We start from the raw sequence: 22,871 nt of genomic DNA, 5'->3' as shown, positions 1-22,871 counted from the left end.
GGCCCTGCACAGGGCCTGCGACACCGAATTCCAATGCGGGCACCTGCTTGCAGGTAGTGGCGTGTGCCCGCTGTTTTTCCGTGCCGATGTGAGCGGCACGCTATCCCGAAAGGAGTGACACCATGCTGGTGATGCGCCCCGCGCAAATGGCTGACTTGAACGAAGTGCAGCGCATGGCTGCCGACAGCCCGGTTGGTGTCACCTCGCTGCCGGACGATGCCGGCCGCCTGGGCGACAAGATCGCTGCCTCGGAAACCTCCTTTGCCGCCGAAGTGAGCTTCAACGGCGAAGAAAGCTACTTCTTCGTGCTCGAAGACAGCGCCACCGGCAAGTTGGCCGGCTGCTCGGCCATTGTGGCCTCGGCGGGCTACTCCGAGCCGTTCTACAGCTTTCGTAACGAGACCTTCGTGCACGCCTCTCGCGAGCTTAAGATCCACAACAAGATCCACGTACTGTCGCTGTGCCACGACCTCACCGGCAACAGCCTGCTGACCAGCTTTTACGTGCTGCCGGAACTGGTCAACAGCGGCTGGGCCGAGCTCAATTCGCGCGGGCGCCTGCTGTTCATGGCCGCACACCCCGAACGCTTTGCCGATTCGGTGGTCACCGAAATAGTCGGCTACAGCGACGAACAGGGCGAATCGCCGTTCTGGGACGCCATTGGCCGCAACTTCTTCGACCTCAACTATTCCCACGCCGAACGCCTGTGCGGGCTGAAAAGCCGCACCTTCCTCGCCGAACTGATGCCGCACTACCCGATCTACGTGCCGCTGCTGCACGACGAGGCCCAGGAGGCCATGGGCCAGGTGCACCCGCGGGCACAGATCACCTTCGACATCCTGATGCGCGAAGGCTTCGAGACCGAGCACTACATCGACATCTTCGATGGCGGCCCCACGCTGCATGCGCGCACCTCGAGCATCCGCTCGATTGCCCAGAGCCGCGTGGTGCCGGTCAAGGTCGAGGATGCCGCGGTCAAGGGCGGGCGCCCATACCTGGTGTGCAACGGCCAGTTGCAGGATTACCGCGCCGTGTTGCTTGAGCTTGACTGGGTGCCGGGCAAGCCGGTCAGCCTGAGCGCAGAAGCTGCCGACGCCCTTGGCGTGGGTGAGGGCGCCAGTGTGCGCCTGGTCGCCGTCTGAGCCCACGCCAACTGCAACAGTGAGTTTTGCGGCGGGCGCCGTCCGCCGCACAAGGAGATAGCATGATCGTTCGTCCTGTACGCAGCAGCGATTTACCCGCGCTGATCGAGCTTGCCCGCAGCACCGGCACCACCGGGCTGACCACGCTGCCGGCCAACGAAGAGCGCCTGGCGCGCCGGGTTGGCTGGGCGGAAAAAAGCTTTCGTGGCGAAGCCGAGCGCGGCGACACCGACTACCTGTTCGTGCTGGAAAACGACGAAGGCCTGGTGGTGGGTATCAGCGCCATCGCCGGCGCCGTCGGGCTGCGTGAGCCCTGGTACAACTACCGGGTTGGCCTGACCGTCAGCGCCTCCCAGGAGCTGAACATCTACCGGGAAATCCCCACGCTGTTCCTGGCCAACGACCTGACCGGCAACTCCGAGCTGTGTTCGTTGTTCCTGCGCAGTGACTACCGCAGCGGGCGCAACGGCCACTTGCTGTCGAAATCGCGCATGCTGTTCATCGCCGAGTTCCCCGACCTGTTCGGCAAGAAGATCATCGCCGAAATGCGCGGCATGTCCGATGAAGCCGGGCGCTCGCCGCTCTGGGAGAGCCTGGGCCGGCATTTCTTCAAGATGGAGTTCAGCCAGGCGGATTACCTGACCGGCGTTGGTAACAAGTCGTTCATCGCCGAGCTGATGCCCAAGTTCCCGCTCTACACCTGCTTCCTGTCCGAGGCGGCGCGCAGCGTGATCGGCCAGGTGCACACCGACACGGAGCCGGCGCTGGCGATGCTCAAGCGCGAGGGCTTCAACTACCAAGGCTACGTCGACATCTTCGACGCAGGCCCGGCCATCGAGTGCGCAACCGCCAGCATTCGCGCGGTGCGCGAGAGCGAAACCTTGGTGCTGGCCGTGGGCACGCCGGGCGATGACGCCACCCCGTACATCATTCACAATCGCAAGCGCGAAGACTGCCGTATCACTGCCGCGCCCGCACGCCTGGCGGCCGGCACCCTGGTGGTCGACCCGCAGACCGCCAAGCGCCTGCGCCTGGGCGCTGGTGACAATGTGCGCGCAGTGCCGCTGTCCGCCGCTCGGGAGGCCAAGTAAATGACCACGCATTTTATCGCCGGCCAGTGGCTTGCCGGGCAGGGCGAGGCCTTGCAATCGCTTAACCCGGTCACCCAGGCGGTGGTCTGGTCCGGGCAGGGCGCTGATGCCGCCCAGGTCGATGCCGCCGTGCAGGCGGCGCGCAAGGCGTTCCCGGGGTGGGCGCTACTTGGCCTGGATGCGCGTATCAGCGTGCTGGAAGCCTTCGCTGACAAGCTCAAGGCGCGCGCTGACGAGCTTGCTCGCTGCATCGGTGAAGAAACCGGCAAGCCACTGTGGGAATCGGCCACAGAAGTGACCAGCATGGTCAACAAAGTGGCGATTTCGGTACAGAGCTACCGCGAGCGCACCGGTGAAAAAAGCGCCCCGCTGGGCGATGCCAATGCCGTGCTGCGCCACAAACCGCATGGCGTGGTTGCGGTGTTTGGCCCTTACAACTTCCCAGGGCACCTGCCCAACGGGCATATCGTGCCGGCGCTGCTGGCCGGTAACTGCGTGGTGTTCAAGCCCAGTGAACTGACGCCCAAGGTCGCCGAGCTGACCGTGCAGTGCTGGGTTGAGGCCGGGTTGCCCGACGGGGTGCTCAACCTGGTGCAGGGTGCGCGCGAAACCGGCGTGGCACTGGCGGCCAATGCCGGTATCGATGGCCTGTTCTTCACCGGCTCCAGCCGAACCGGCAACCTGTTGCACCAACAGTTCGCCGGGCGCCCGGACAAGATCCTCGCCTTGGAGATGGGCGGCAACAACCCGCTGGTGGTCGATGAGGTCAAGGACCTGCACGCTGCGGTGTACACCATCATCCAGTCGGCCTTCATTTCGGCAGGCCAGCGCTGCACCTGCGCCCGCCGCCTGCTGGTGCCTGAAGGTGCCTGGGGCGATGCGCTGCTGGCGCGCCTGGTAGAGGTCAGCCGCAGCATCAGCGTGGGGGCCTTCGACCAGCAACCAGCGCCGTTCATGGGCTCGGTCATCTCGTTGCAGGCCGCGCAGGCATTGCTGGCGGCGCAGGCCGACTTGCTGGGCAAGGGCGCCCTGGCGCTGCTTGCGATGACCCAACCGCAACCGGGCGCTGCGCTGCTGACCCCCGGGATTATTGATGTAAGCGCGGTGGCCGAGCGCGTCGACGAAGAGTTCTTTGGCCCGCTGCTGCAAGTGGTGCGTTACGCCAACTTCGAGGCGGCCATCGATGAAGCCAACAACACCCAGTACGGCCTGGCCGCCGGGCTGCTGTCGGACTCCCATGCCCGTTACCAGCACTTCTGGCTGCGCAGCCGCGCCGGCATCGTCAACTGGAACAAGCAACTGACTGGCGCTGCCAGCAGCGCGCCCTTTGGCGGGGTGGGTGCCAGCGGCAACCACCGCGCCAGCGCTTACTACGCGGCTGACTATTGCGCCTACCCCGTGGCATCGCTGGAGACCGCCAGCCTTGCATTGCCGGCGGCCCTGACGCCGGGCGTCACCCTATAACAACAGGTCTCGGAGCCTAGCCGATGAAATCCTACGAAGTGAATTTTGATGGCCTGGTGGGGCCAACCCACAACTACGGCGGCCTGTCGTACGGCAACGTGGCCTCGCAAAGCAACAGCCAGCAAGGTTCGAACCCCCGTGAAGCGGCGCGCCAGGGCCTGGCAAAAATGAAGGCGCTGATGGACATGGGCTTTGTCCAGGGCGTGCTCGCGCCGCAGGAGCGCCCGGACGTCGCCGCTTTGCGCCGCCTGGGCTTTACCGGCAGTGACGCCGAGGTGATCCGCCGCGCCGCCAAGGAAGACATGCCGCTGTTGGTGGCCAGTTGCTCGGCATCGAGCATGTGGGTGGCCAACGCGGCCACAGTCAGCCCCAGCGCCGACACCGCAGATGGCCGCGTGCATTTCACCGCCGCCAACCTCAACTGCAAATACCACCGCAGCATCGAGCACCCGACCACCAGCCGCGTGCTCGGCGCCATGTTCAACGACGACAAGGTCTTCGCCCACCACCCGGCGTTGCCGGCCGTTGCGCAGTTCGGTGATGAAGGCGCGGCCAACCACACGCGTTTTTGCCGCAGTTATGGCGAGGCCGGTGTCGAGTTCTTCGTCTATGGCCGCAGCGCGTTCGACGCCCGTTACCCGGCGCCGCAGAAATACCCGGCGCGCCAGACCCTGGAAGCCTCGCAGGCCGTTGCCCGGCTGCATGGCTTGAGTGAGGGCGGGGTCGTCTACGCTCAGCAGAACCCTGCGGTGATCGACCAGGGTGTGTTCCACAACGACGTGATTGCGGTAGGTAACGGCGAGGTGCTGTTCTACCACGAGGATGCCTTCCTCGACACCGACGCGGTGCTTGCGCAACTGCAAGCTAAACTGGCCAGCAAGGGCGGTAACTTCCAGGCCATCTGCGTGCCGCGTGCGGCGGTAACGGTCGAAGATGCGGTGCGCTCCTACCTGTTCAACAGCCAGTTGCTCAGCCGCGCCGACGGCTCGATGCTGCTGGTGGTGCCAGAAGAGTGCCGCAACAACGAGCGGGTCTGGGCCTACCTGGCGCAGCTCGCCAGCAGTGGCGGGGCAGTCAAGGAGGTCAAGGTGTTCGACCTCAAGCAGAGCATGCAGAACGGCGGTGGCCCGGCTTGCCTGCGTTTGCGCGTGGCGCTGAAAGAATCGGAACTGGCGGCGGTCAACCAAGGCGTTATCATGACCGCCCCGCTGTACGACACCCTGGTGCAATGGGTCGACAAGCACTACCGCGATCGCCTCGTCGAGGCGGACCTTGCCGACCCGCAGTTGCTGGTTGAATGCCGCACGGCACTGGATGAACTGACCGGCATTCTCAAGCTGGGCTCGGTCTATCCGTTCCAACGCCAACCTTGATAGAGAGAATTAGCAATGTCCGACGCCCTGCAACTGATCCTGGAAGATGAAGACGGCACCCAGCTGGAAACCTCCTGCACCCGCTTTGCCGTAATGTGGCAAGGCAAGGAAGTGTGGATCCAGCAAGACGGCCGTGGCCAACTGCTGATCGGCGTCGATGTCGACGAAAACGACACCGAGTACGCCAACCTGTTGCTGCGCCCGATGGCGACCAACCTGGTCAGCCTGCAACTGGAAATGGAACCGGCTGAGGTCGGTGAAGACGACGATCATGTCCACGGCCCTGACTGCGGCCACCACCACTAAGGAAGCGCCCATGCTCGCCCTTGGCAAACTGCTTGAGCTGACCCTGACCGACCGTGAACCGGCCGAGAAGACCCAAGTGACGAGCCGGGGCGTGCGTTTGCGCTGGCTGGGCGAAGGTGCACTTGAAGTGCGCCCCCCAGAAAGCGACGACAGCGGCCTGGACGTGCTGCTGTCAGCGGGCATCCATGGCAACGAGACAGCTCCCATCGAGCTGCTCGAAGAGCTGTTGCATGGTGTTGCCAGTGGGCAGATTACGCCCAAGGCTCGGGTGTTGTTCCTGTTCGGCAACCCGGCGGCCATTCGCAAGGGCGAGCGTTTCATCGATCAGGACATCAACCGCCTGTTCAACGGGCGCCATGAGCTGACCAGTGGTTTCGAAGCGCTGCGTGCGGCTGAACTGGAACAGTTTGCCCGGGTGTTCTTCAGCAAGCCCGGGCGCACCCGCCTGCACTATGACCTGCATACCGCCATACGCGGCTCGAAGATCGAGCAGTTTGCCCTGTACCCGTTCAAGGAGGGGCGCAAGCATTCGCGCAACGAACTGGCGCGCCTGGCGGCGGCCGGCATGCAAGCCGTGCTGCTGCAGAGCAAACCTTCGATCACTTTCAGCGCGTTTACCTACGAGCAGCTCGACGCCGAGGCTTTTACCTTGGAGTTGGGCAAGGCGCGGCCATTTGGGCAGAACGAGCAAGTCAACCTCGATAAGCTGCACACCCGCCTGGTGCAGATCATCGAAGGCACTGAGCCGCAGGCTGATGCCTCGCTTGCCGGGCTCAAGCTGTTCAGCGTGGCCCGCGAAATCATCAAGCACAGCGACAGCTTTCACCTGCACCTGCCGGCGGACATCGAAAACTTCTCCGAACTGAGCAAAGGCTACCTGCTTGCCGAAGACCTGGCCGAAATGCGCTGGGTGGTCGAGGAAGAGGGCGCGCGCATCATCTTCCCCAACCCCAAGGTCCGCAACGGGCTGAGGGCCGGCATTCTGGTGGTGCCTGATTCGGGGCAGCGGCTGGGTTGAGCGGCTGGTTTTTTTGGATCCGATAGCCGATGAAAACCTTTTAATTCACCGGCTGTTCCATTTTCCCTTGGCATGGGCGGTAATGGGCTTGCCAGTGGCGAAACGCTGCATTTAGCATCGCCCCATGTCATTTTCTGTTTGAACACGCTCAAAACCGTCCGATTGGCGGTTTCTTGCACATAAACACACTGCACCGAGCCTGCAGGACCGATATAATGCGGCCCTTTGCCGTCGTTTCGACGATTCGACGTGGCCGCCGTTTCCGTGGAAGAACCTATGAAAAGCGCTGAAATCCGTGAAGCCTTCCTTCGCTTCTTCGAAGAGCAAGGGCACACCCGCGTCGCCTCCAGCTCTCTGATTCCGGGCAACGACCCGACCCTGCTGTTCACCAACGCCGGTATGAACCAGTTCAAGGACTGCTTCCTGGGCCAGGAAAAGCGCGCCTATACCCGCGCTGTGAGCAGCCAGAAATGCGTGCGTGCCGGCGGCAAGCACAACGACCTGGAAAACGTCGGCTATACCGCGCGTCACCACACGTTCTTCGAAATGCTGGGCAACTTCAGCTTCGGTGACTATTTCAAGCGCGATGCAATCACCTTCGCCTGGACCTTCCTGACCTCCGAGCAGTGGTTGAACCTGCCCAAGGAAAAGCTCTGGGTCACCGTCTACGCAAGCGATGACGAAGCCTACGATATCTGGACCAAAGAGGTCGGCGTGCCGGCCGAGCGCATGGTGCGCATCGGCGACAACAAAGGCGCCCCGTACGCCTCCGACAACTTCTGGACCATGGGTGATACCGGCCCTTGCGGCCCGTGCACCGAGATCTTCTACGACCACGGCGCCGATATCTGGGGTGGCCCGCCCGGCTCGCCAGAAGAAGACGGTGACCGCTACATCGAGATCTGGAACAACGTCTTCATGCAGTTCAACCGCACCGCCGACGGCGTGCTGCACCCGCTGCCGGCGCCGTCGGTGGACACCGGCATGGGCCTTGAACGCATCAGTGCGGTCATGCAGCACGTGCACTCGAACTACGAGATCGACCTGTTCCAGAGCCTGCTGGCTGCCGCCGCCGAGGCCATTGGCTGCAACAACGAAGAGCAACCATCGCTGAAGGTGGTCGCCGACCACATCCGTTCGTGCGGCTTCCTGATCGCCGATGGCGTGCTGCCTTCGAACGAAGGCCGTGGCTATGTGCTGCGCCGCATCATTCGTCGCGCCTGCCGCCACGGTAACAAGCTGGGCGCCAAGGGCAGCTTCTTCCACAAGATCGTCGCGGCGCTGGTCAACGAGATGGGCGAAGCCTTCGTTGAGCTGAAAACCCAGCAGGCGCACATCGAGCGCGTGCTCAAGACCGAAGAAGAGCAGTTTGCTAAAACGCTGGAGCAGGGCTTGCGCATCCTCGAGCAGGACCTGGCGCAGTTGCAGGGCAGCGTGGTTCCGGGTGATGTGGTGTTCAAGCTGTATGACACCTTCGGCTTCCCGATGGACCTGACCGCCGATATCGCCCGCGAGCGCGAGCTGACCATCGACGAAGCCGGTTTCGAACGCGAAATGGACGCCCAGCGTGAGCGTGCGCGCTCCGCCAGCGCCTTCGGCATGGATTACAACAGCCTGGTCAAGGTCGATACCGCCACAGATTTCCTCGGCTACGAGGCTACCGAAGGCCAGGGCAAGATCATCGCCTTGTACAAGGACGGCCAGGCGGTCGACCAACTCAGTGAAGGCGAGCAGGGCGTCGTGGTGCTGGACCGCACCCCGTTCTATGCCGAATCCGGCGGCCAGATTGGCGACACCGGCTTCCTCCAGGCTGGCGCTGCGCGCTTTGACGTACGTGACACCACCAAGACCGGCGGTGCCTTCCTGCACCACGGCGTGGTTGCCAGCGGCGCGCTGCTGATCGGTGCGCCGGTCGAGGCCAAGGTTGACGCCCAGGTGCAGCACGCCACGGCGCTGAACCACTCGGCGACCCACCTGCTGCACGAAGCGCTGCGCCAGGTGCTGGGCGAGCACGTCCAGCAGAAGGGCTCGCTGGTCGACAGCCAGCGCCTGCGCTTTGACTTCAGCCACTTCGAGGCGGTAACCCCTGCGCAAATCAAGGCGCTGGAGGACATCGTCAACCGTGAAGTGCGCCGCAACACCCCGATTCAGACCGAGCTGACCGACATCGAAACTGCCAAGGCCAAAGGCGCCATGGCGCTGTTCGGTGAAAAGTACGGCGACACCGTGCGCGTACTGAGCATGGGCGGCGACTTCTCCGTTGAGCTGTGTGGCGGTATCCACGCCAAGCGCACCGGCGATATCAGCCTGTTCAAGATCATCAGCGAAGGCGGCGTAGCCTCTGGCGTGCGCCGTATCGAAGCGGTCACCGGCGCCGTTGCGCTGGCCTACCTGAACGCTGCTGAAGAGCAGGTCAAGGAAGCCGCACAACTGGTCAAGGGCAACCGTGACAACCTGATCGACAAGCTGTCGGCTGTGCTTGAGCGCAACCGTCAGCTGGAAAAGCAGCTCGAACAGTTGCAGGCCAAGGCCGCCAGCGCCGCAGGGGATGATCTCTCCAGTGCGGCTGTTGAGGTCAAGGGTGCCAAGGTCCTCGCCGCCCGCCTTGATGGGCAGGATGGCAAGGCACTGTTGGCACTCGTCGATCAACTGAAGAACAAGCTCGGCCACGCAGTGATCCTGCTGGGCAGCGAGCATGAGGGCAAGGTCGTGCTGGTGGCTGGCGTGACCAAGGACCTCTCCGGCCAACTCAAGGCTGGCGACCTGATGAAACAAGCCGCTGCGGCGGTCGGTGGCAAGGGCGGTGGTCGCCCTGACATGGCTCAGGGTGGTGGCGTTGATGTCGCCGCGCTGGACAAGGCCCTGGCCCTGGCAGTGCCGTTCGCCGAGCAGGGACTTTGAGATGGAGCGGCCGCCGTGTGAACGGTGGTCGCGCCATGTTGGATTGTTTTTTGGGGCCCCTGGTGGGCTGAGGCACCTTTGAAATGGCGTTGATCGTACAGAAATTTGGCGGTACCTCTGTCGGTTCCATCGAGCGGATCGAGCAGGTAGCCGACAAGGTCAAGAAATTCCGTGAGTCGGGCGACGACCTGGTCGTCGTGCTGTCGGCCATGAGCGGGGAAACCAACCGCCTGATCGACCTGGCCAAGCAGATCACCGAAAAGCCTGAACCGCGTGAGCTTGACGTGATCGTGTCGACTGGCGAGCAGGTGACCATTGCACTGCTGACGATGGCCCTGATGAAGCGTGGCGTGCCTGCGGTGTCCTACACCGGCAACCAGGTGCGCATACTCACCGACAGCGCGCACAACAAGGCGCGCATCCTGCAGATCGACGACCAGAAGATCCGTGCCGACCTCAAGGCTGGCCGTGTGGTGGTGGTTGCTGGTTTCCAGGGCGTCGATGAGCAAGGCAACATCACCACCCTCGGTCGTGGCGGCTCCGACACCACTGGCGTTGCCCTGGCGGCGGCGCTGAAGGCTGACGAGTGCCAGATCTACACCGATGTCGATGGTGTCTATACCACCGACCCACGTGTGGTGCCGCACGCGCGGCGTCTGGAGAAGATCACCTTTGAAGAGATGCTGGAAATGGCCAGCCTCGGTTCCAAGGTGCTGCAGATCCGTTCGGTGGAGTTCGCCGGCAAGTACAACGTCCCGCTGCGCGTGCTGCACAGCTTCAAGGAGGGTCCGGGTACCCTCATTACCATTGATGAAGAGGAATCCATGGAACAGCCGATCATTTCCGGTATCGCCTTCAACCGTGATGAAGCCAAGCTGACCATTCGTGGCGTGCCGGATACCCCAGGCGTTGCGTTCAAGATCCTCGGCCCGATCAGTGCTTCGAACATCGAAGTCGACATGATCGTGCAGAACGTCTCGCACGATAACACCACCGACTTCACCTTCACCGTGCACCGCAACGAGTACGACAATGCGCTGAGCGTGTTGCAGAAGACCGCCAACGAAATCGGCGCGCGTGAAGTGATCGGCGACACCAAGATCGCCAAGGTGTCGATTGTCGGCGTTGGCATGCGTTCCCACGCAGGTGTTGCCAGCCGCATGTTCGAAGCCCTGGCCAAGGAGAGCATCAATATCCAGATGATCTCCACCTCCGAGATCAAGGTCTCGGTGGTGATCGAAGAGAAGTACCTCGAACTGGCTGTACGTGCGCTGCACACCGCGTTCGAACTCGACGCACCTGTACGACAGAGCGAGTAACACTTAGCCCAAAGGGGCGCGGCTTGCCGCGCCCTTCGCGTTTCTGGCTATCAGAGGGGCTCCTGTCCAAGTGCCTCTGGTGGCCATTACGGGCCCGTGCCGTCGTCCCCGGCCGGACCCTGCTTACCAAAGACTGTTGTCCCTGAAAGATTCGTTAAGGAGAAATGTATGTTGATTCTGACTCGCCGGTGCGCCGAGAGCCTGATCATTGGCGATGGCGAGATCACCGTAACGGTGCTTGGCGTCAAAGGTAATCAGGTGCGTATTGGTGTGAGCGCGCCCAAGGAAGTGGCCGTTCACCGCGAGGAAATCTACCTGCGCATCAAGAAAGAGAAGGACGAAGAACCAAGCCTTTAATTTTTTTGAAGTTTTTTTCAAAAAAGGGTTTGCAAACGGGGAGGGGTCTGGTTAATATACGCCCCGTGTTGCGGTGAGGTGGCCGAGTGGCCGAAGGCGCTCCCCTGCTAAGGGAGTATACCTCATAAGGGTATCGGGGGTTCGAATCCCCCCTTCACCGCCATTATTCGCTTAGTGCGCTGTAAACGGTCAAAAACTTAAGTCGTTGAATTTAAACGAAAAAGTTCTTGATAAAACGATATAGCGACCTATAATGCGCGGCAAGACACGGACTCATAGCTCAGCTGGATAGAGTACTCGGCTACGAACCGAGCGGTCGGAGGTTCGAATCCTCCTGAGTCCGCCACTTTTGAAGTGGCTTTGTTTCAAAGCTACTTCAAGCACCAGTGGTAATCTGGTCTAAAACTACCCCACGGACCCATAGCTCAGCTGGATAGAGTACTCGGCTACGAACCGAGCGGTCAGAGGTTCGAATCCTCTTGGGTCCGCCACTTTTGAAGTGGTTTTGCTTGCAAAGCTGTTTCAACGCCAGTGGTAATCTGGCATAAAAAATACCACCTACGGACTCATAGCTCAGCTGGATAGAGTACTCGGCTACGAACCGAGCGGTCGGAGGTTCGAATCCTCCTGAGTCCGCCACATCTGAAAAGCCCGCTTATATAAGCGGGCTTTTTCTTTTCCGCCTTTTCTGTGCGGTATCGAAATAGCGTCGGCCAGCCTTGGCTAGACTGCATTCAACTCCCTTCAATGCCCGCGCCGCGATTGTGCTTTTAACCCTCCAGATGCTATTGCACGGATGGCCTTGAGCGTTGTCATAGTTTCGTTGCGCAGACGATTGTTCCGGCCAAAAATTTAGGCGAACCAACAGCTTGTACAGTGTATGATTGCGCCCGTCAGCCCCGCCGGGGCTTGTGGAATACCACCATGGACTTACCCAGTAGTTACTCGCCAACACGCTTGAAACAGCCAGATCTGACCGATTGATTCTCCCGGCGTGCTCCGCTGCTGGGGGTGGAGTTCGCCTATGACCGAAATCGAAGTAAAAAAATCTCAAGACAGCCTGCAGGATCGCCTGGCCCAGGTGATCGAACTGCTGCAGCGTCAGCGCGTGGTCGAAGACCTGACGCACCGCCAGGAAGGCCATCATCAGGACCTGGTAGAAAACCTCGTTCACCGCCAGAACCTGGTCGAGCTGCAACGCAAGCTCGATGACCTGCACCCTGCCGACATCGCCTACATCCTCGAAGCATTGCCCCTGGAAGACCGCCTGGCGGTCTGGCAGCTGGTGCGCTCGGACCGCGATGGCGACATTCTGCTTGAAGTCTCCGACGCCGTTCGCCAATCCCTGATCGCCGACATGGACGATCACGAGCTGTTGGCAGCGGCCAAGGAGATGGACGCCGACGAACTCGCTGACCTGGCGCCTGAGCTGCCGCGTGACGTCGTCCACGAGTTGATGGAAACCCTCGACGCCCAGCAGCGCGAACGTGTGCGCTCGGCCCTGAGCTACGACGAGGACCAGATCGGCGCGCTGATGGACTTCGAGATGGTCACCATCCGCGAAGACGTCAGCCTCGAAGTGGTGTTGCGTTACCTGCGTCGGCTCAAGGAGCTACCTGGGCACACCGACAAACTGTTCGTGGTCGATTCCGACGGCAAGCTCAAGGGCGTGCTGCCGATCAAGCGCTTGCTGGTCAACGACCCAGAAAAACAAGTCGCTGAGGTCATGGCCAATGACCCGGTGGCTTTCCACCCTGACGAAGACGCCTACGACGCCGCCCAGGCCTTCGAACGCTACGACCTGGTATCTGCCCCGGTAGTCGACAAGAACGACCGCCTGATCGGCCGTTTGACCATCGATGAGATGGTCGACCTGATCCGTGAGGAGAGCGAGAGCGAAGTGCTCAACATGGCCGGTCTGCGCGAAGAAGAAGACATCTTCGCCTCGGTCTGGCGTTCACTGCGTAACCGCTGGGCGTGGCTTGCGGTCAACCTGATCACTGCTTTCCTGGCTTCGCGGGTGATCGGCCTGTTCGAGGGCTCCATCGAGAAGCTGGTGGCACTGGCGGCACTGATGCCGATCGTGGCCGGCATTGGCGGCAACTCGGGCAACCAGACCATCACCATGATCGTACGCGCCATGGCGCTGGACCAGGTGTCGCCGGGCAATACCAGCCGCCTGATGCGCAAAGAGCTCGCGGTATCGCTGCTCAATGGCCTTATCTGGGGCACCGTCATCGGTGTGGTTGCGTTCTGGCTGTATGGCAGCTGGTCGCTGGGCTTGGTCATGACTGCGGCGATGACCTTGAACCTGTTGCTGGCCGCGCTCATGGGGGTGCTTATCCCGATGACGCTCACCCGCCTTGGGCGCGACCCGGCCATGGGGTCGAGCGTGATGATCACGGCGGTGACCGACAGCGGTGGCTTCTTCATCTTCCTGGGCCTGGCCACACTGTTCCTGCTCTGAGTGCCGCGCAAAACCCGGGGCAATAAAAAAGCCAGCTTGCGCTGGCTTTTTCGTGTGCGGCGGTAAGGCGTGATCAGGACGCGTCTGCGGCCATTTCCACATCGTGGGCGATCAGCGCCACCAGCGCATTCTGCTGGCGGTGGGACAGTTGGCGGAAGCGCTGCAGCAATTCACGTTCGTGCAGGCTGAGCTCTGGGCTGTCCAGGCGCATGCTCAGCTCGTCGCCCAGCGCGCCTTCCTGGATAAGGCTCTGTTCCAGGCGCGCGATGATCTCGGAGTTCATGCTGCGGTGGTGGTTGCGCGCTACCTCGGCAATGCGCTCACGCATGCCGTCTGGCAGGCGGACGACGAATTTGTCGGCGGTGCGGCTCGAATAAATAGCCTGTTTCATTGGGCGCATATAAATTGACCGGTTGTTCTGGTTCAGGGGGAGCGGTTGTCAGATTGGCCGCACGGTGGTGGTACGACCACTGCGACGACAAAATGTTCAACCATCGTTTGATTTAGGTTTGCCATCTTGCCTCAAGGTTGCCGTTTCCTTGGCGTCAATTCTGTGACAAATAGTGATCTCGATAAAGGCTTTTTGCCAGTACCAATTATCAGAAATGCGCACTGGTTTGAAAAGTTTTACCTTTATCTGATCCCGTGGGTGTCAGACCTTTGTCGTCAAAATCTGGTAACTGGCAGCAAAGGCAAGGGAAAAAGCCTAGAATGCGCCGGTTCCCCCTCACATTGAGCATAGTGGCTATGCAACATGACGCAAGCGGCAAATTGCCGGTAGTGGCACGCCTGATCTACCTGATCGGACCGTCTGGTTCGGGAAAAGATTCCCTGATCGACGCCGCGCGTGGCCACCTGCAGGCCGCTGGGGTAGAAATCGCCCGCCGGGTGATCACCCGCTCTGCCGAAGCCAAGGGTGAAGCCGCGCTCAGCGTCACCCCAGAGCACTTCAAGCACATGCGCAGCGCCGGGGCGTTCGCCTTGCATTGGCAGGCCAATGGCCTGTGCTATGGCATCCCCGCGCAAATTGACACCTGGCTTGCCAGCGGCCGCCCAGTGCTGGTCAATGGCTCGCGGGGGTACTTGGCCGAGGCTCGTAGGCGTTACCCCAATTTGCTCGCTGTGGGGCTTCGCGTATCGCCCGAGGCCTTGCGTGCACGGTTGCTGGCGCGGGGCAGGGAAGGGGCGGTTGAGATCGAGCAGCGCCTTGCGCGCAACGCCAGCGTTCTGCCCTATGACGAGGAGGTGCAGGTGCTGGATAACTCCGCAGACTTGCAAGCCACGGTGCAGGCCTTGCTGGAGCTTCTGCGCGAGCAGCACGTGTTGTAGCAAAGCCCGACAGGCGATGTGCCCGATTCAGGCATGACAAACGGCTTGATGCTGGTTAACATGCACGCCGTCCCACGCACGCGGCAACGCCTGCGTTGCACACGTCTCAGTAGCTCAATTGGATAGAGCATCCCCCTCCTAAGGGGAAGGTTGCAGGTTCAAATCCTGCCTGGGACGCCACCTCCCGTCACTGCGCCATCCGCCGCAGTGGCCCCGACCAGCAGGGCCCGCGTCCACTACGCCTACAGCTCGGCTGTCTTCTGCTTCTGGCTGTCATCCGCATCCGCTGCTGCTACCGCAGCGCTGGCGCCTGCCTGTTCAGACTCGGCCTGTTGCTCGATCTTGGCCTGGGTCTTGATCTGCACATCTTCCTGAAGCCGTTCAGTGATCTGCTCCATGACCTTGGCCTTCTGTTCGGGGGGCAGGGCCTCGAACTCGTCTTCGGTCAGGCCCAGTTCCTGGAGGATCTTCTCCTTGATCTTCTCCTCAGGCGACTTGGCCATGTAATCGCGGAACTCCTGCACCGCGTTACTGGCTTTCTGCTTGCCGACACTGGCTTGCTCGCGCGCCTCGGTGTCGGGGTTTTGCAGCATTGCCATCAGCTTGGCGAAGGCTTCTTTTTGGTTGTCTTCAGCATTGCCTGCGGTGCTGCCCTTGCTGTTGTGCTGCGCTGTAGTACTGCCGATAGGCGCTACCGGCCGCTGCGGCATGAACCCGCCTTGCGCCTGTTCAGCGCCGGCGCGGGAAGGTAGCGGGGTGTTGGCGTACCAGCCCAGCCCGTTGAATGCATTGACCATGTGTCCCTCCTGGAACAATCGATAGGCGCCAATAACCGGGCAAGAGCTGTGCCAGCGGTCGCAAGCCATTGAAATCTCGGGTGGCAGCTATTCCGGTCGCGGCGCGCTCGGCATATGCTTGCCCAACAGAGGAAAGGGATTGCCGCTGGCGGCAACCCGCAGCGCATCGGCAGTACCGAGATGGCGCGCAGTTGCTGGGCAACGGAGGGAGTGTCCATGAGTCAGGTACCAAAGCCGGTTCCAACCGGTTTCACTGAGCAGCAGCTGCACACTTTGTTCGAACTGATCAGCGACGGCGTCTGGGATTGGCATGCCAACACCGGCTATGTCTATCGCAATCCGGCCTGGTACGCGATGCTGGGCTATGACAGCCACTCGCTGGACAACTCCGTACTCACTTGGGAAAACGTGATCCACCCGGAGGACTACCCGCGGGTGATGGCGCATTTCGAGGCCTACCTCGAGCAGCGTAGCGAGGCGTATTGCATCGAGTATCGCTGCATCCGGCGTGATGGCAGCCATTTGTGGGTCGAGGACCGTGGTTACATCATTGACCGCAACGAGGACGGCACGGTGGCGCGTATGCTCGGCGCCCATCGCAACATCGATGACCGCAAGCGCCTGGTGGTACAGCTTGAGTTGCGCAATCAGTCGCTGGAAAGCCTGGTGGCCGAGCGCACCCGCGAGCTGTCCTGGGTCAACCAGCAGTTGCTGCGCCAGCTAGACGAGAATCGACAGTTGGCCGAACGCGATTCCCTCACTCGCACGGCTAATCGCTACCATCTGGAAAAGACCCTGCACCAGGAGTGTGAGCGGGCGCGTCGCTTTCGCGAGCCGCTGGCGCTGATTGCCATGGACCTGGACAACTTCAAGCCAGTCAACGACCTGTACGGCCACGCCCGTGGCGACGCGCTGCTGATAGAGCTCGTCGAGCAGGTGCGCCCGCATTTGCGTGAGCAGGACATGCTGGCGCGCTGGGGTGGCGATGAGTTCGCCGTGGTGCTGCCCGGCACCACGCTGACCCAAGCCTGTGAAACGGCCCAGCGCATCCGCAAAGCGGTGGCCGAGCTTGCGCCGGTGGGCGAGTGCCGGCTGACCATGAGCTATGGCGTGGTGCAGTGGCGCGAAGGAGAGAACCAGCACAGCCTGTTGGCCCGTGCCGACCAGGCGCTGTATCGGGCCAAGGCGGCGGGCAAGAATATCGTCGCCGAATAAGGCCTTGGGGTAATTCCAGCCAGTCAGGCCCATCGCGGTGGTTCGGCATTCCGAGCAAGCCCGCTCCCACAGAGCTCGCCCATCCCCATATCGATGCCGTCTACGCGGTCAGTGTAGGAGCGGTCTTGTGTCGCGAAAGGGCTGCGAAGCAGCCCCAGCGATTCTGCTGGGTACACAGATCCTGGGGCTGCTTTGCAGCCCTTTCGCGACACAAGGCCGCTCCTACATAATCAAGAGCGACTTGCCCGAAACCATAGAATCCCCCACAGAATAGGCTTAGCTGACTGGCACTAGGCTTGGCGGGTTTCTGGCAGGCAAAAAAATGCCTGCAGCGTCTGGTAACGCTGCAGGCCAACTCGGCTTTCGCCGCCTCAGTGTGCTTGCCCTAGATGTGCAGTGCGTGCCCCAGCGCCCGCAGCGCCGCTTCTTGCACCGCCTCGCCGAGGGTCGGGTGAGCGTGAATGGTCCCGGCGATGTCCTCCAGGCGTGCGCCCATTTCCAGCGACTGGGCGAAGGCGGTGGACAGCTCCGAAACCGCCACGCCCACCGCCTGCCAGCCCAGAATCAGGTGGTTGTCGCGCCGCGCGACCACCCGCACGAAGCCGCTTTTCGCTTCAAGGCTCATGGCCCGGCCGTTGGCGGCAAAGGGGAACTGCGCAACGATGCAGTCCAGCCCCTGCTGCGCGGCCTGCTCAGGCGTGGCGCCGGCCACCACCACCTCGGGGTCGGTAAAGCACACGGCAGCAATGGCGTTGGGGGCAAAGCGGCGTGCCTTGCCATGGATCAGCTCGGCGACCATTTCCCCTTGGGCCATGGCGCGGTGTGCGAGCATCGGCTCGCCGGCCACGTCGCCTATCGCCCAGACGTTGCGCATGCTGGTCTGGCAGCGTTGATCAATGGCGATGGCCGCGCCGTTCATCGCAAGGCCCAGGCTTTCAAGGCCAAAGCCCTGAGTGTGCGGGCGGCGCCCGACCGCCACCAGTACCTGGTCGGCCTCGATACGCAGCAACTCGTCCTGGCCATTGCGCGCCAGCAGGCAGCCGTCGGCGTAGCCCTCCACGCGATGCCCGAGGTGCAGGCCGATACCGAGTTTTTTCAGCGACTCGGCCACCGGTGCAGTCAGTTCGGCGTCATAGGTGGGCAGAATGCGTTCGCGCGCCTCGACCACACTCACGCGTACCCCCAGCTTGCGGTAGGCGGTGCCAAGCTCCAGGCCGATATAGCCACCCCCGACCACCACAAGGTGCTGCGGCAGCGCCTTGGGCGCCAACGCTTCGGTGGAAGAGATGACTGCGCCGCCCAGCGGTAGCATCGGCAGTTCGACCGAGCTTGAACCGGTGGCCAGCAGCAGGTGCTCGCACTGAATGCGCTGGCCGTCGACCTCGACCTGTTTGCCATCGATGATCTGTGCCCAGCCGTGAATCACCTTAACCCCGTGCTTTTTCAGCAGTGCCGCGACGCCACTGGTCAGGCGGTCGACGATGCCGTCCTTCCACTGCACGCTCTGGGCAATGTCCAGGCGCGGGGAGGCGACGCTGATGCCCAGCGGCGATGGCTCGGTGAAGCGGCTGGCCTGATGGAACTGCTCGGCCACGTGAATCAGCGCTTTGGATGGAATACAACCAACGTTCAGGCAGGTGCCACCCAAGGCCTGGCCTTCCACCAGCACGGTCGCAATGCCCAGTTGCCCGGCGCGAATGGCGGCCACATAGCCACCGGGGCCGCCACCGATGACCAGCAGGGTAGTGTTGAGGATCGGTTGCATGGTCACTCCACGAACAGGCAGGCAGGTTGCTCCAGCAGGCCGCGCACAGCCTGGATGAACAGTGCAGCGTCCATACCGTCGACCACGCGGTGATCGAACGAGCTGGACAGGTTCATCATCTTGCGCACAACGATCTGGCCGTCTATCACCACCGGCCGTTCGACCATGCGGTTGACGCCGACAATCGCTACTTCGGGGGTGTTGACCACGGGCGTGCTGACGATGCCGCCGAGCGCGCCGAGGCTGGTGAGGGTGATGGTCGAGCCAGTGAGTTCTTCACGGGTCGCCTTGTTGCTGCGCGCAGCCTGCGCCACACGGGCGATCTCGCTGGCGTTAGCCCACAGGCTGCCGGCCTCTGCGTGGCGCAATACTGGCACCATCAGGCCGTTGTCACCTTGCGTGGCGATACCCACATGCACCGCGCCGTGGCGGGTGATGACCTGCGCTTCGTCGTCGTAGGTGGCGTTGATCTGTGGGAAGTCCCGCAGCGCCACCACCATGGCGCGCACCAGAAACGGCAACAGGGTCAGTTTGCCGCGGCTTTCGCCATGGCGGCTGTTGAGTTGCTGGCGCAGCGCTTCAATGGCGGTCACGTCGATTTCCTCGACGTAGCTGAAGTGCGCAACGCGGCGCTTGGCATCCTGCATGCGCTGGGCGATCTTGCGGCGCAGGCCGATCACCGGCACCTGTTCGCTGTCGCTGCGCCTGGCATAACCGCCTGGGGCTTGCCCGGCGCTGCTCTGGGGTTTGCTGATGAACGCGTCGAGGTCTTCGTGCAGGATGCGCCCGGCCGGGCCGCTGCCGTGTACATACCGCAGTTCGATACCGGCATCCAGCGCGCGCTTGCGCACAGCCGGGGAGGCCAGCGGTTTGTCGTGGGCCTCACGCGGTGCGATGGGGGCGGCGGTGTGCTGAGCGCTCGGCTGCGGCGCTTCGCGGCGTGGCTCGGGCGCGGCCTGTGGCGCTGCGGCTACCGGTTCCGGCGCCTTGGCCTGCGGGGCGTCGACATGGTTGCCGTTGCCTTCGACCTCGATGCGGATCAACTCGCTGCCCACCGCCATGACTTCACCGGGCTGGCCGCCCAGGGCCAGCACCTTGCCGCTGACCGGCGAAGGGATTTCAACGGTGGCCTTGTCGGTCATGACATCGGCCACCACCTGGTCTTCGTTGATGATGTCGCCGACGTTGACGAACCATTCCACCAACTCCACCTGCGCGATGCCTTCGCCGATGTCCGGCATCTTGATGACGTGCGTGCCCATTCAGACCTCCATGACCTTTTTCAATGCCGCGCCTACCCGCGAAGGGCCTGGGAAGTAAGCCCATTCCTGTGCGTGGGGGTAGGGGGTGTCCCAGCCGGTAACGCGCTCGATTGGCGCTTCGAGGTGATGGAAGCAGTGTTCCTGCACCAGTGCGACCAGTTCGGCGCCAAAGCCGCACGTGCGGGTGGCCTCGTGCACTACCACGCAACGGCCGGTCTTTTTCACCGAGTCGACGATGGTTTCCAGGTCCAGCGGCCACAGGCTGCGCAGGTCGATCACTTCGGCATCGACACCAGCTTCTTCGGCGGCCACCTGGGCGACGTAGACCGTAGTGCCATAGGTCAGCACCGTGACATCGTTGCCGGGGCGGGTAATCGCCGCCTTGTCCAGCGGCACTTGGTAATAGCCATCGGGTACGGCGCTATGAGGATGCTTGGCCCAAGGCGTAACCGGGCGGTCGTGATGGCCGTCGAACGGGCCGTTGTACAGGCGCTTGGGCTCCAGGAAGATCACCGGGTCGTCGCATTCGATCGAGGCGATCAGCAGGCCCTTGGCGTCATAGGGGTTCGACGGCATGACGGTGCGCAGGCCGCAGACCTGGGTGAACATCGCCTCGGGGCTCTGGCTGTGGGTCTGGCCGCCGTAGATACCGCCGCCGCAAGGCATGCGCAAGGTCAGCGGCGAAATGAACTCGCCGGCCGAGCGGTAGCGCAGGCGCGCCATTTCCGAAACGATCTGGTCGGAGGCTGGGTAGAAATAGTCGGCGAACTGAATTTCCACCACCGGGCGCAGGCCGTAGGCGCCCATGCCGACCGCGGTGCCGACGATGCCGCTTTCGGAAATCGGCGCATCGAACACCCGCGACTTGCCGTATTTGTTCTGCAGCCCTTCGGTGCAGCGGAACACGCCGCCGAAGTAGCCGACGTCCTGGCCGTACACCACCACATTGTCATCGCGCTCCAGCATCACGTCCATGGCGGAGCGCAAGGCCTGGATCATGGTCATGGTAGTGGTGGACATGGCGTTTTCCAGGTCGATTGCATTGATTTGATCGTTCATCTCAAACCCCCAGTTCCTGGCGCTGACGGCGCAGGTGGTCAGGCATGTCCTTGTACACGTCCTCGAACATCGAAGCGGCGCTGGGGATATGGCCGTTGCTCAGGGTGCCGAACTGCTCGGCCTCTTTCTGCGCGGCGATGATCTCGGCTTCAAGTTCGGCGCTGACAGCCTGGTGCTCTTCATCGGACCAGTGGCCGATCTTGATCAGGTGCTGCTTCAGGCGGGCAATCGGGTCGCCCAGCGGGAAGTGGCTCCAGTCGTCGGCAGGGCGGTACTTGGACGGGTCGTCGGAGGTGGAGTGGGGGCCTGCGCGGTAGGTGACCCATTCGATCAAGGTTGGGCCCAGGCCGCGGCGGGCGCGCTCGGCGGCCCAGCGCGAGGCGGCGTAGACGGCAATGAAATCATTGCCATCGACCCGCAGCGAGGCGATGCCGCAGCCCACGCCGCGCCCGGCGAAGGTGGTCGACTCGCCACCGGCAATGGCCTGGAAGGTGGAAATCGCCCATTGGTTGTTGACCACGTTGAGGATCACCGGGGCGCGGTAGACGTGGGCGAAGGTCAACGCGGTGTGGAAGTCGGACTCAGCAGTTGCGCCGTCGCCGATCCAGGCCGAGGCAATCTTGGTGTCGCCCTTGATCGCCGAGGCCATGGCCCAGCCGACTGCCTGCACAAACTGCGTGGCCAGGTTGCCGCTGATGGTAAAGAAGCCAGCCTCGCGCACCGAGTACATGATCGGCAACTGGCGGCCCTTGAGGGGGTCGCGCTCGTTGGACAGCAACTGGCAGATCATCTCGACCAGCGACACATCGCGGGCCATCAGGATGCTCTGTTGGCGGTAGGTGGGGAAGCACATGTCACTGCGGTTGAGTGCCAGGGCCTGGGCACTGCCGATGGCTTCCTCGCCCAGGCTCTGCATGTAGAACGACATCTTCTTCTGCCGTTGGGCCACGACCATGCGGCTGTCGAACAGGCGCGTCTTGAGCATGGCGCGCATGCCTTGGCGCAGCACCTGCGGGTCGATGTCTGCGGCCCATGGGCCAAGGGCATTGCCTTGCGCATCGAGCACGCGCACCAGGCTACCGGACAGGTCGGCGGTGTCGGCGGGTTCAACGTCGATGGGCGGTTTACGGACGGTACCGGCGTCGTTCAGGCGCAGGTAGGAAAAATCGGTCTGGCAGCCTGGCCGGCCTGTAGGCTCGGGCACATGCAAACGCAGGGGGGCGTACTCGTTCATGCTGTTTACGCTCGCTCGAATATTGTTTTTGTGAGCTCTGAAGCGGTCGCCGCTGGTGCCGGCTTGTGACTGGCAGGTCAGCGTCTGTTACATCATAGGGGGGCGGCTGGAGAATTTTTCTCTCATGTTCATTGCCTTTGTCTTACCAGGGAGATAAACATTCCGCACAAACACAAAAGCCAGGTGAATTTGTCTCATGCGCAAACTGGATCGTACCGATATCGGCATTCTCAACAGCCTTCAGGAAAACGCCCGCATCACCAACGCAGAGCTTGCGCGGTCGGTGAACCTGTCGCCCACGCCGTGCTTCAACCGGGTCAAGGCCATGGAGGAGTTGGGGGTGATTCGCCAGCAGGTGACCTTGCTGTCGCCCGAAACCCTGGGGCTGGACGTCAACGTGTTCATCCACGTGAGCCTTGAGAAACAGGTCGAGCAGTCGTTGCACCGCTTCGAGGAAGAAATTGCCGAGCGCCCCGAGGTGATGGAGTGCTACCTCATGACTGGCGACCCCGACTACCTGCTGCGCGTGTTGTTGCCCAGCATCCAGGCGCTGGAGCGGTTTCTTGACTACCTGACACGCCTGCCGGGGGTGGCCAATATCCGCTCCAGCTTTGCCCTCAAGCAGGTGCGCTACAAGACCGCGTTGCCGTTGCCGGCCAATGGCATGACGCTGCGCGATTGAACTTGGCTGGCCTGGGCGCGACGAAAGCTGTTACAGGCGCGCCGTGACGCGCTTTTTCAATGGCCGGGGCCTGCACTGGGCAGGTTTTGC

The 22,871-nt window shown here is 62.3% G+C and carries 19 protein-coding genes and 5 tRNA genes; 18 read left to right on the top strand and 6 right to left on the bottom strand.

The annotated features are described in order from the left end of the window. Positions 1-122: 122 nt before the first annotated feature. The 14 genes from aruF (at position 123) to mgtE (ending at position 13,438) form a co-directional block, all read left to right on the top strand. Entirely contained in the window at positions 123-1,142 is a 1,020-nt protein-coding gene (gene aruF / locus HU720_RS12420) for an arginine/ornithine succinyltransferase subunit alpha (RefSeq protein ID WP_186520218.1), read from the top strand. Positions 1,143-1,204: 62 nt separating this feature from the next. Then, entirely contained in the window at positions 1,205-2,233 is a 1,029-nt protein-coding gene (gene astA / locus HU720_RS12415; RefSeq protein WP_186520217.1) for an arginine N-succinyltransferase, read from the top strand. Further along, positions 2,234-3,697, top strand: a complete 1,464-nt coding sequence (astD, locus tag HU720_RS12410; RefSeq protein ID WP_186520216.1) for a succinylglutamate-semialdehyde dehydrogenase — start codon at positions 2,234-2,236, stop codon at positions 3,695-3,697. 23 nt (positions 3,698-3,720) lie between these two features. After that, the gene (astB, locus tag HU720_RS12405; protein WP_186520215.1) at positions 3,721-5,070 is read left to right on the top strand and encodes an N-succinylarginine dihydrolase; all 1,350 of its coding nucleotides are present in this window, start codon (positions 3,721-3,723) and stop codon (positions 5,068-5,070) included. A gap of 15 nt (positions 5,071-5,085) precedes the next feature. Further along, positions 5,086-5,376 (top strand): topoisomerase II, encoded by a 291-nt coding sequence (locus tag HU720_RS12400; RefSeq protein ID WP_186520214.1) that lies wholly within the window; start codon positions 5,086-5,088, stop codon positions 5,374-5,376. Between the two features lie 10 nt (positions 5,377-5,386). Continuing rightward, the gene (gene astE / locus HU720_RS12395) at positions 5,387-6,394 is read left to right on the top strand and encodes a succinylglutamate desuccinylase (RefSeq protein ID WP_186520221.1); all 1,008 of its coding nucleotides are present in this window, start codon (positions 5,387-5,389) and stop codon (positions 6,392-6,394) included. A gap of 276 nt (positions 6,395-6,670) precedes the next feature. Continuing rightward, complete coding sequence (gene alaS, locus HU720_RS12390) at positions 6,671-9,295, top strand: alanine--tRNA ligase (RefSeq protein ID WP_186520213.1); 2,625 nt, start codon at positions 6,671-6,673, stop codon at positions 9,293-9,295. Between the two features lie 83 nt (positions 9,296-9,378). Beyond that, a complete protein-coding gene (locus HU720_RS12385) occupies positions 9,379-10,614 on the top strand; it encodes an aspartate kinase (RefSeq protein WP_186520212.1) in 1,236 nt (411 codons plus the stop codon). A 168-nt stretch (positions 10,615-10,782) separates the two neighbouring features. Further along, the gene (csrA, locus tag HU720_RS12380; protein WP_003254503.1) at positions 10,783-10,971 is read left to right on the top strand and encodes a carbon storage regulator CsrA; all 189 of its coding nucleotides are present in this window, start codon (positions 10,783-10,785) and stop codon (positions 10,969-10,971) included. A 72-nt stretch (positions 10,972-11,043) separates the two neighbouring features. Beyond that, a tRNA-Ser gene (locus HU720_RS12375) sits at positions 11,044-11,134 on the top strand. 106 nt (positions 11,135-11,240) lie between these two features. Beyond that, positions 11,241-11,317: transfer RNA gene (locus tag HU720_RS12370), tRNA-Arg, on the top strand. A 68-nt stretch (positions 11,318-11,385) separates the two neighbouring features. Continuing rightward, positions 11,386-11,462: transfer RNA gene (locus HU720_RS12365), tRNA-Arg, on the top strand. A 71-nt stretch (positions 11,463-11,533) separates the two neighbouring features. Further along, positions 11,534-11,610, top strand: a tRNA-Arg gene (locus HU720_RS12360). Between the two features lie 385 nt (positions 11,611-11,995). After that, positions 11,996-13,438 carry a magnesium transporter gene (mgtE, locus tag HU720_RS12355; protein WP_186520211.1) on the top strand — a complete coding sequence of 481 codons (1,443 nt, stop codon included), beginning with the start codon at positions 11,996-11,998 and terminating at the stop codon, positions 13,436-13,438. Between the two features lie 73 nt (positions 13,439-13,511). On the opposite strand, the gene HU720_RS12350 is transcribed toward mgtE, so the two are convergent. Beyond that, on the bottom strand, positions 13,512-13,838 hold the full coding sequence (locus HU720_RS12350; RefSeq protein ID WP_003254499.1) for an Arc family DNA-binding protein: 327 nt from the start codon (positions 13,836-13,838) through the stop codon (positions 13,512-13,514). 347 nt (positions 13,839-14,185) lie between these two features. On the opposite strand from HU720_RS12350, the gene phnN reads away from it, so the two are divergent. Then, positions 14,186-14,767, top strand: a complete 582-nt coding sequence (phnN, locus tag HU720_RS12345) for a phosphonate metabolism protein/1,5-bisphosphokinase (PRPP-forming) PhnN (RefSeq protein ID WP_186520210.1) — start codon at positions 14,186-14,188, stop codon at positions 14,765-14,767. 103 nt (positions 14,768-14,870) lie between these two features. After that, positions 14,871-14,947 (top strand) — tRNA-Arg (locus HU720_RS12340). 62 nt (positions 14,948-15,009) lie between these two features. Here HU720_RS12340 and HU720_RS12335 read toward each other — a convergent pair. Continuing rightward, positions 15,010-15,564 carry a hypothetical protein gene (locus HU720_RS12335; protein ID WP_186520209.1) on the bottom strand — a complete coding sequence of 185 codons (555 nt, stop codon included), beginning with the start codon at positions 15,562-15,564 and terminating at the stop codon, positions 15,010-15,012. A 216-nt stretch (positions 15,565-15,780) separates the two neighbouring features. Here HU720_RS12335 and HU720_RS12330 point away from each other — a divergent pair, with 216 nt between their 5' ends. Beyond that, positions 15,781-16,779 (top strand): sensor domain-containing diguanylate cyclase, encoded by a 999-nt coding sequence (locus HU720_RS12330; protein WP_186520208.1) that lies wholly within the window; start codon positions 15,781-15,783, stop codon positions 16,777-16,779. Between the two features lie 385 nt (positions 16,780-17,164). On the opposite strand, the gene lpdA is transcribed toward HU720_RS12330, so the two are convergent. The 4 genes from lpdA to HU720_RS12310 are packed head-to-tail and all read right to left on the bottom strand — an operon-like array spanning position 17,165 to position 22,099. Further along, positions 17,165-18,544 carry a dihydrolipoyl dehydrogenase gene (lpdA, locus tag HU720_RS12325; RefSeq protein ID WP_186520207.1) on the bottom strand — a complete coding sequence of 460 codons (1,380 nt, stop codon included), beginning with the start codon at positions 18,542-18,544 and terminating at the stop codon, positions 17,165-17,167. A gap of 2 nt (positions 18,545-18,546) precedes the next feature. Further along, the gene (locus tag HU720_RS12320; RefSeq protein ID WP_186520206.1) at positions 18,547-19,806 is read right to left on the bottom strand and encodes a dihydrolipoamide acetyltransferase family protein; all 1,260 of its coding nucleotides are present in this window, start codon (positions 19,804-19,806) and stop codon (positions 18,547-18,549) included. Beyond that, the gene (locus HU720_RS12315) at positions 19,807-20,853 is read right to left on the bottom strand and encodes an alpha-ketoacid dehydrogenase subunit beta (protein WP_186520220.1); all 1,047 of its coding nucleotides are present in this window, start codon (positions 20,851-20,853) and stop codon (positions 19,807-19,809) included. It abuts the gene before it with no gap. 13 nt (positions 20,854-20,866) lie between these two features. Beyond that, positions 20,867-22,099 carry a 3-methyl-2-oxobutanoate dehydrogenase (2-methylpropanoyl-transferring) subunit alpha gene (locus HU720_RS12310; RefSeq protein WP_186520205.1) on the bottom strand — a complete coding sequence of 411 codons (1,233 nt, stop codon included), beginning with the start codon at positions 22,097-22,099 and terminating at the stop codon, positions 20,867-20,869. 196 nt (positions 22,100-22,295) lie between these two features. Between HU720_RS12310 and bkdR the strand changes: the two genes are divergently transcribed. Beyond that, complete coding sequence (bkdR, locus tag HU720_RS12305) at positions 22,296-22,781, top strand: Bkd operon transcriptional regulator BkdR (protein ID WP_186520204.1); 486 nt, start codon at positions 22,296-22,298, stop codon at positions 22,779-22,781. Positions 22,782-22,871 lie beyond the last annotated feature (90 nt).

The organism is Pseudomonas sp. SWRI51, from assembly GCF_014268825.1.
In the GTDB taxonomy this organism is placed as follows: domain Bacteria; phylum Pseudomonadota; class Gammaproteobacteria; order Pseudomonadales; family Pseudomonadaceae; genus Aquipseudomonas; species Aquipseudomonas farsensis.
The sequence above is the reverse complement of the archived record's forward strand: the minus strand, read 5'-3'. Positions and strand labels throughout refer to the sequence as shown.

What these genes read in the sequence shown, in the direction of transcription:
- aruF (WP_186520218.1), top strand. Translation starts at nt 123, where the DNA reads ATGCTGGTGATGCGCCCCGCGCAAATGGCTGACTTGAACGAAGTGCAG.
- astA (WP_186520217.1), top strand. Translation starts at nt 1,205, where the DNA reads ATGATCGTTCGTCCTGTACGCAGCAGCGATTTACCCGCGCTGATCGAG.
- astD (WP_186520216.1), top strand. Translation starts at nt 2,234, where the DNA reads ATGACCACGCATTTTATCGCCGGCCAGTGGCTTGCCGGGCAGGGCGAG.
- astB (WP_186520215.1), top strand. Translation starts at nt 3,721, where the DNA reads ATGAAATCCTACGAAGTGAATTTTGATGGCCTGGTGGGGCCAACCCAC.
- HU720_RS12400 (WP_186520214.1), top strand. Translation starts at nt 5,086, where the DNA reads ATGTCCGACGCCCTGCAACTGATCCTGGAAGATGAAGACGGCACCCAG.
- astE (WP_186520221.1), top strand. Translation starts at nt 5,387, where the DNA reads ATGCTCGCCCTTGGCAAACTGCTTGAGCTGACCCTGACCGACCGTGAA.
- alaS (WP_186520213.1), top strand. Translation starts at nt 6,671, where the DNA reads ATGAAAAGCGCTGAAATCCGTGAAGCCTTCCTTCGCTTCTTCGAAGAG.
- HU720_RS12385 (WP_186520212.1), top strand. Translation starts at nt 9,379, where the DNA reads ATGGCGTTGATCGTACAGAAATTTGGCGGTACCTCTGTCGGTTCCATC.
- csrA (WP_003254503.1), top strand. Translation starts at nt 10,783, where the DNA reads ATGTTGATTCTGACTCGCCGGTGCGCCGAGAGCCTGATCATTGGCGAT.
- mgtE (WP_186520211.1), top strand. Translation starts at nt 11,996, where the DNA reads ATGACCGAAATCGAAGTAAAAAAATCTCAAGACAGCCTGCAGGATCGC.
- HU720_RS12350 (WP_003254499.1), bottom strand. Translation starts at nt 13,838, where the DNA reads ATGCGCCCAATGAAACAGGCTATTTATTCGAGCCGCACCGCCGACAAA.
- phnN (WP_186520210.1), top strand. Translation starts at nt 14,186, where the DNA reads ATGCAACATGACGCAAGCGGCAAATTGCCGGTAGTGGCACGCCTGATC.
- HU720_RS12335 (WP_186520209.1), bottom strand. Translation starts at nt 15,564, where the DNA reads ATGGTCAATGCATTCAACGGGCTGGGCTGGTACGCCAACACCCCGCTA.
- HU720_RS12330 (WP_186520208.1), top strand. Translation starts at nt 15,781, where the DNA reads ATGAGTCAGGTACCAAAGCCGGTTCCAACCGGTTTCACTGAGCAGCAG.
- lpdA (WP_186520207.1), bottom strand. Translation starts at nt 18,544, where the DNA reads ATGCAACCGATCCTCAACACTACCCTGCTGGTCATCGGTGGCGGCCCC.
- HU720_RS12320 (WP_186520206.1), bottom strand. Translation starts at nt 19,806, where the DNA reads ATGGGCACGCACGTCATCAAGATGCCGGACATCGGCGAAGGCATCGCG.
- HU720_RS12310 (WP_186520205.1), bottom strand. Translation starts at nt 22,099, where the DNA reads ATGAACGAGTACGCCCCCCTGCGTTTGCATGTGCCCGAGCCTACAGGC.
- bkdR (WP_186520204.1), top strand. Translation starts at nt 22,296, where the DNA reads ATGCGCAAACTGGATCGTACCGATATCGGCATTCTCAACAGCCTTCAG.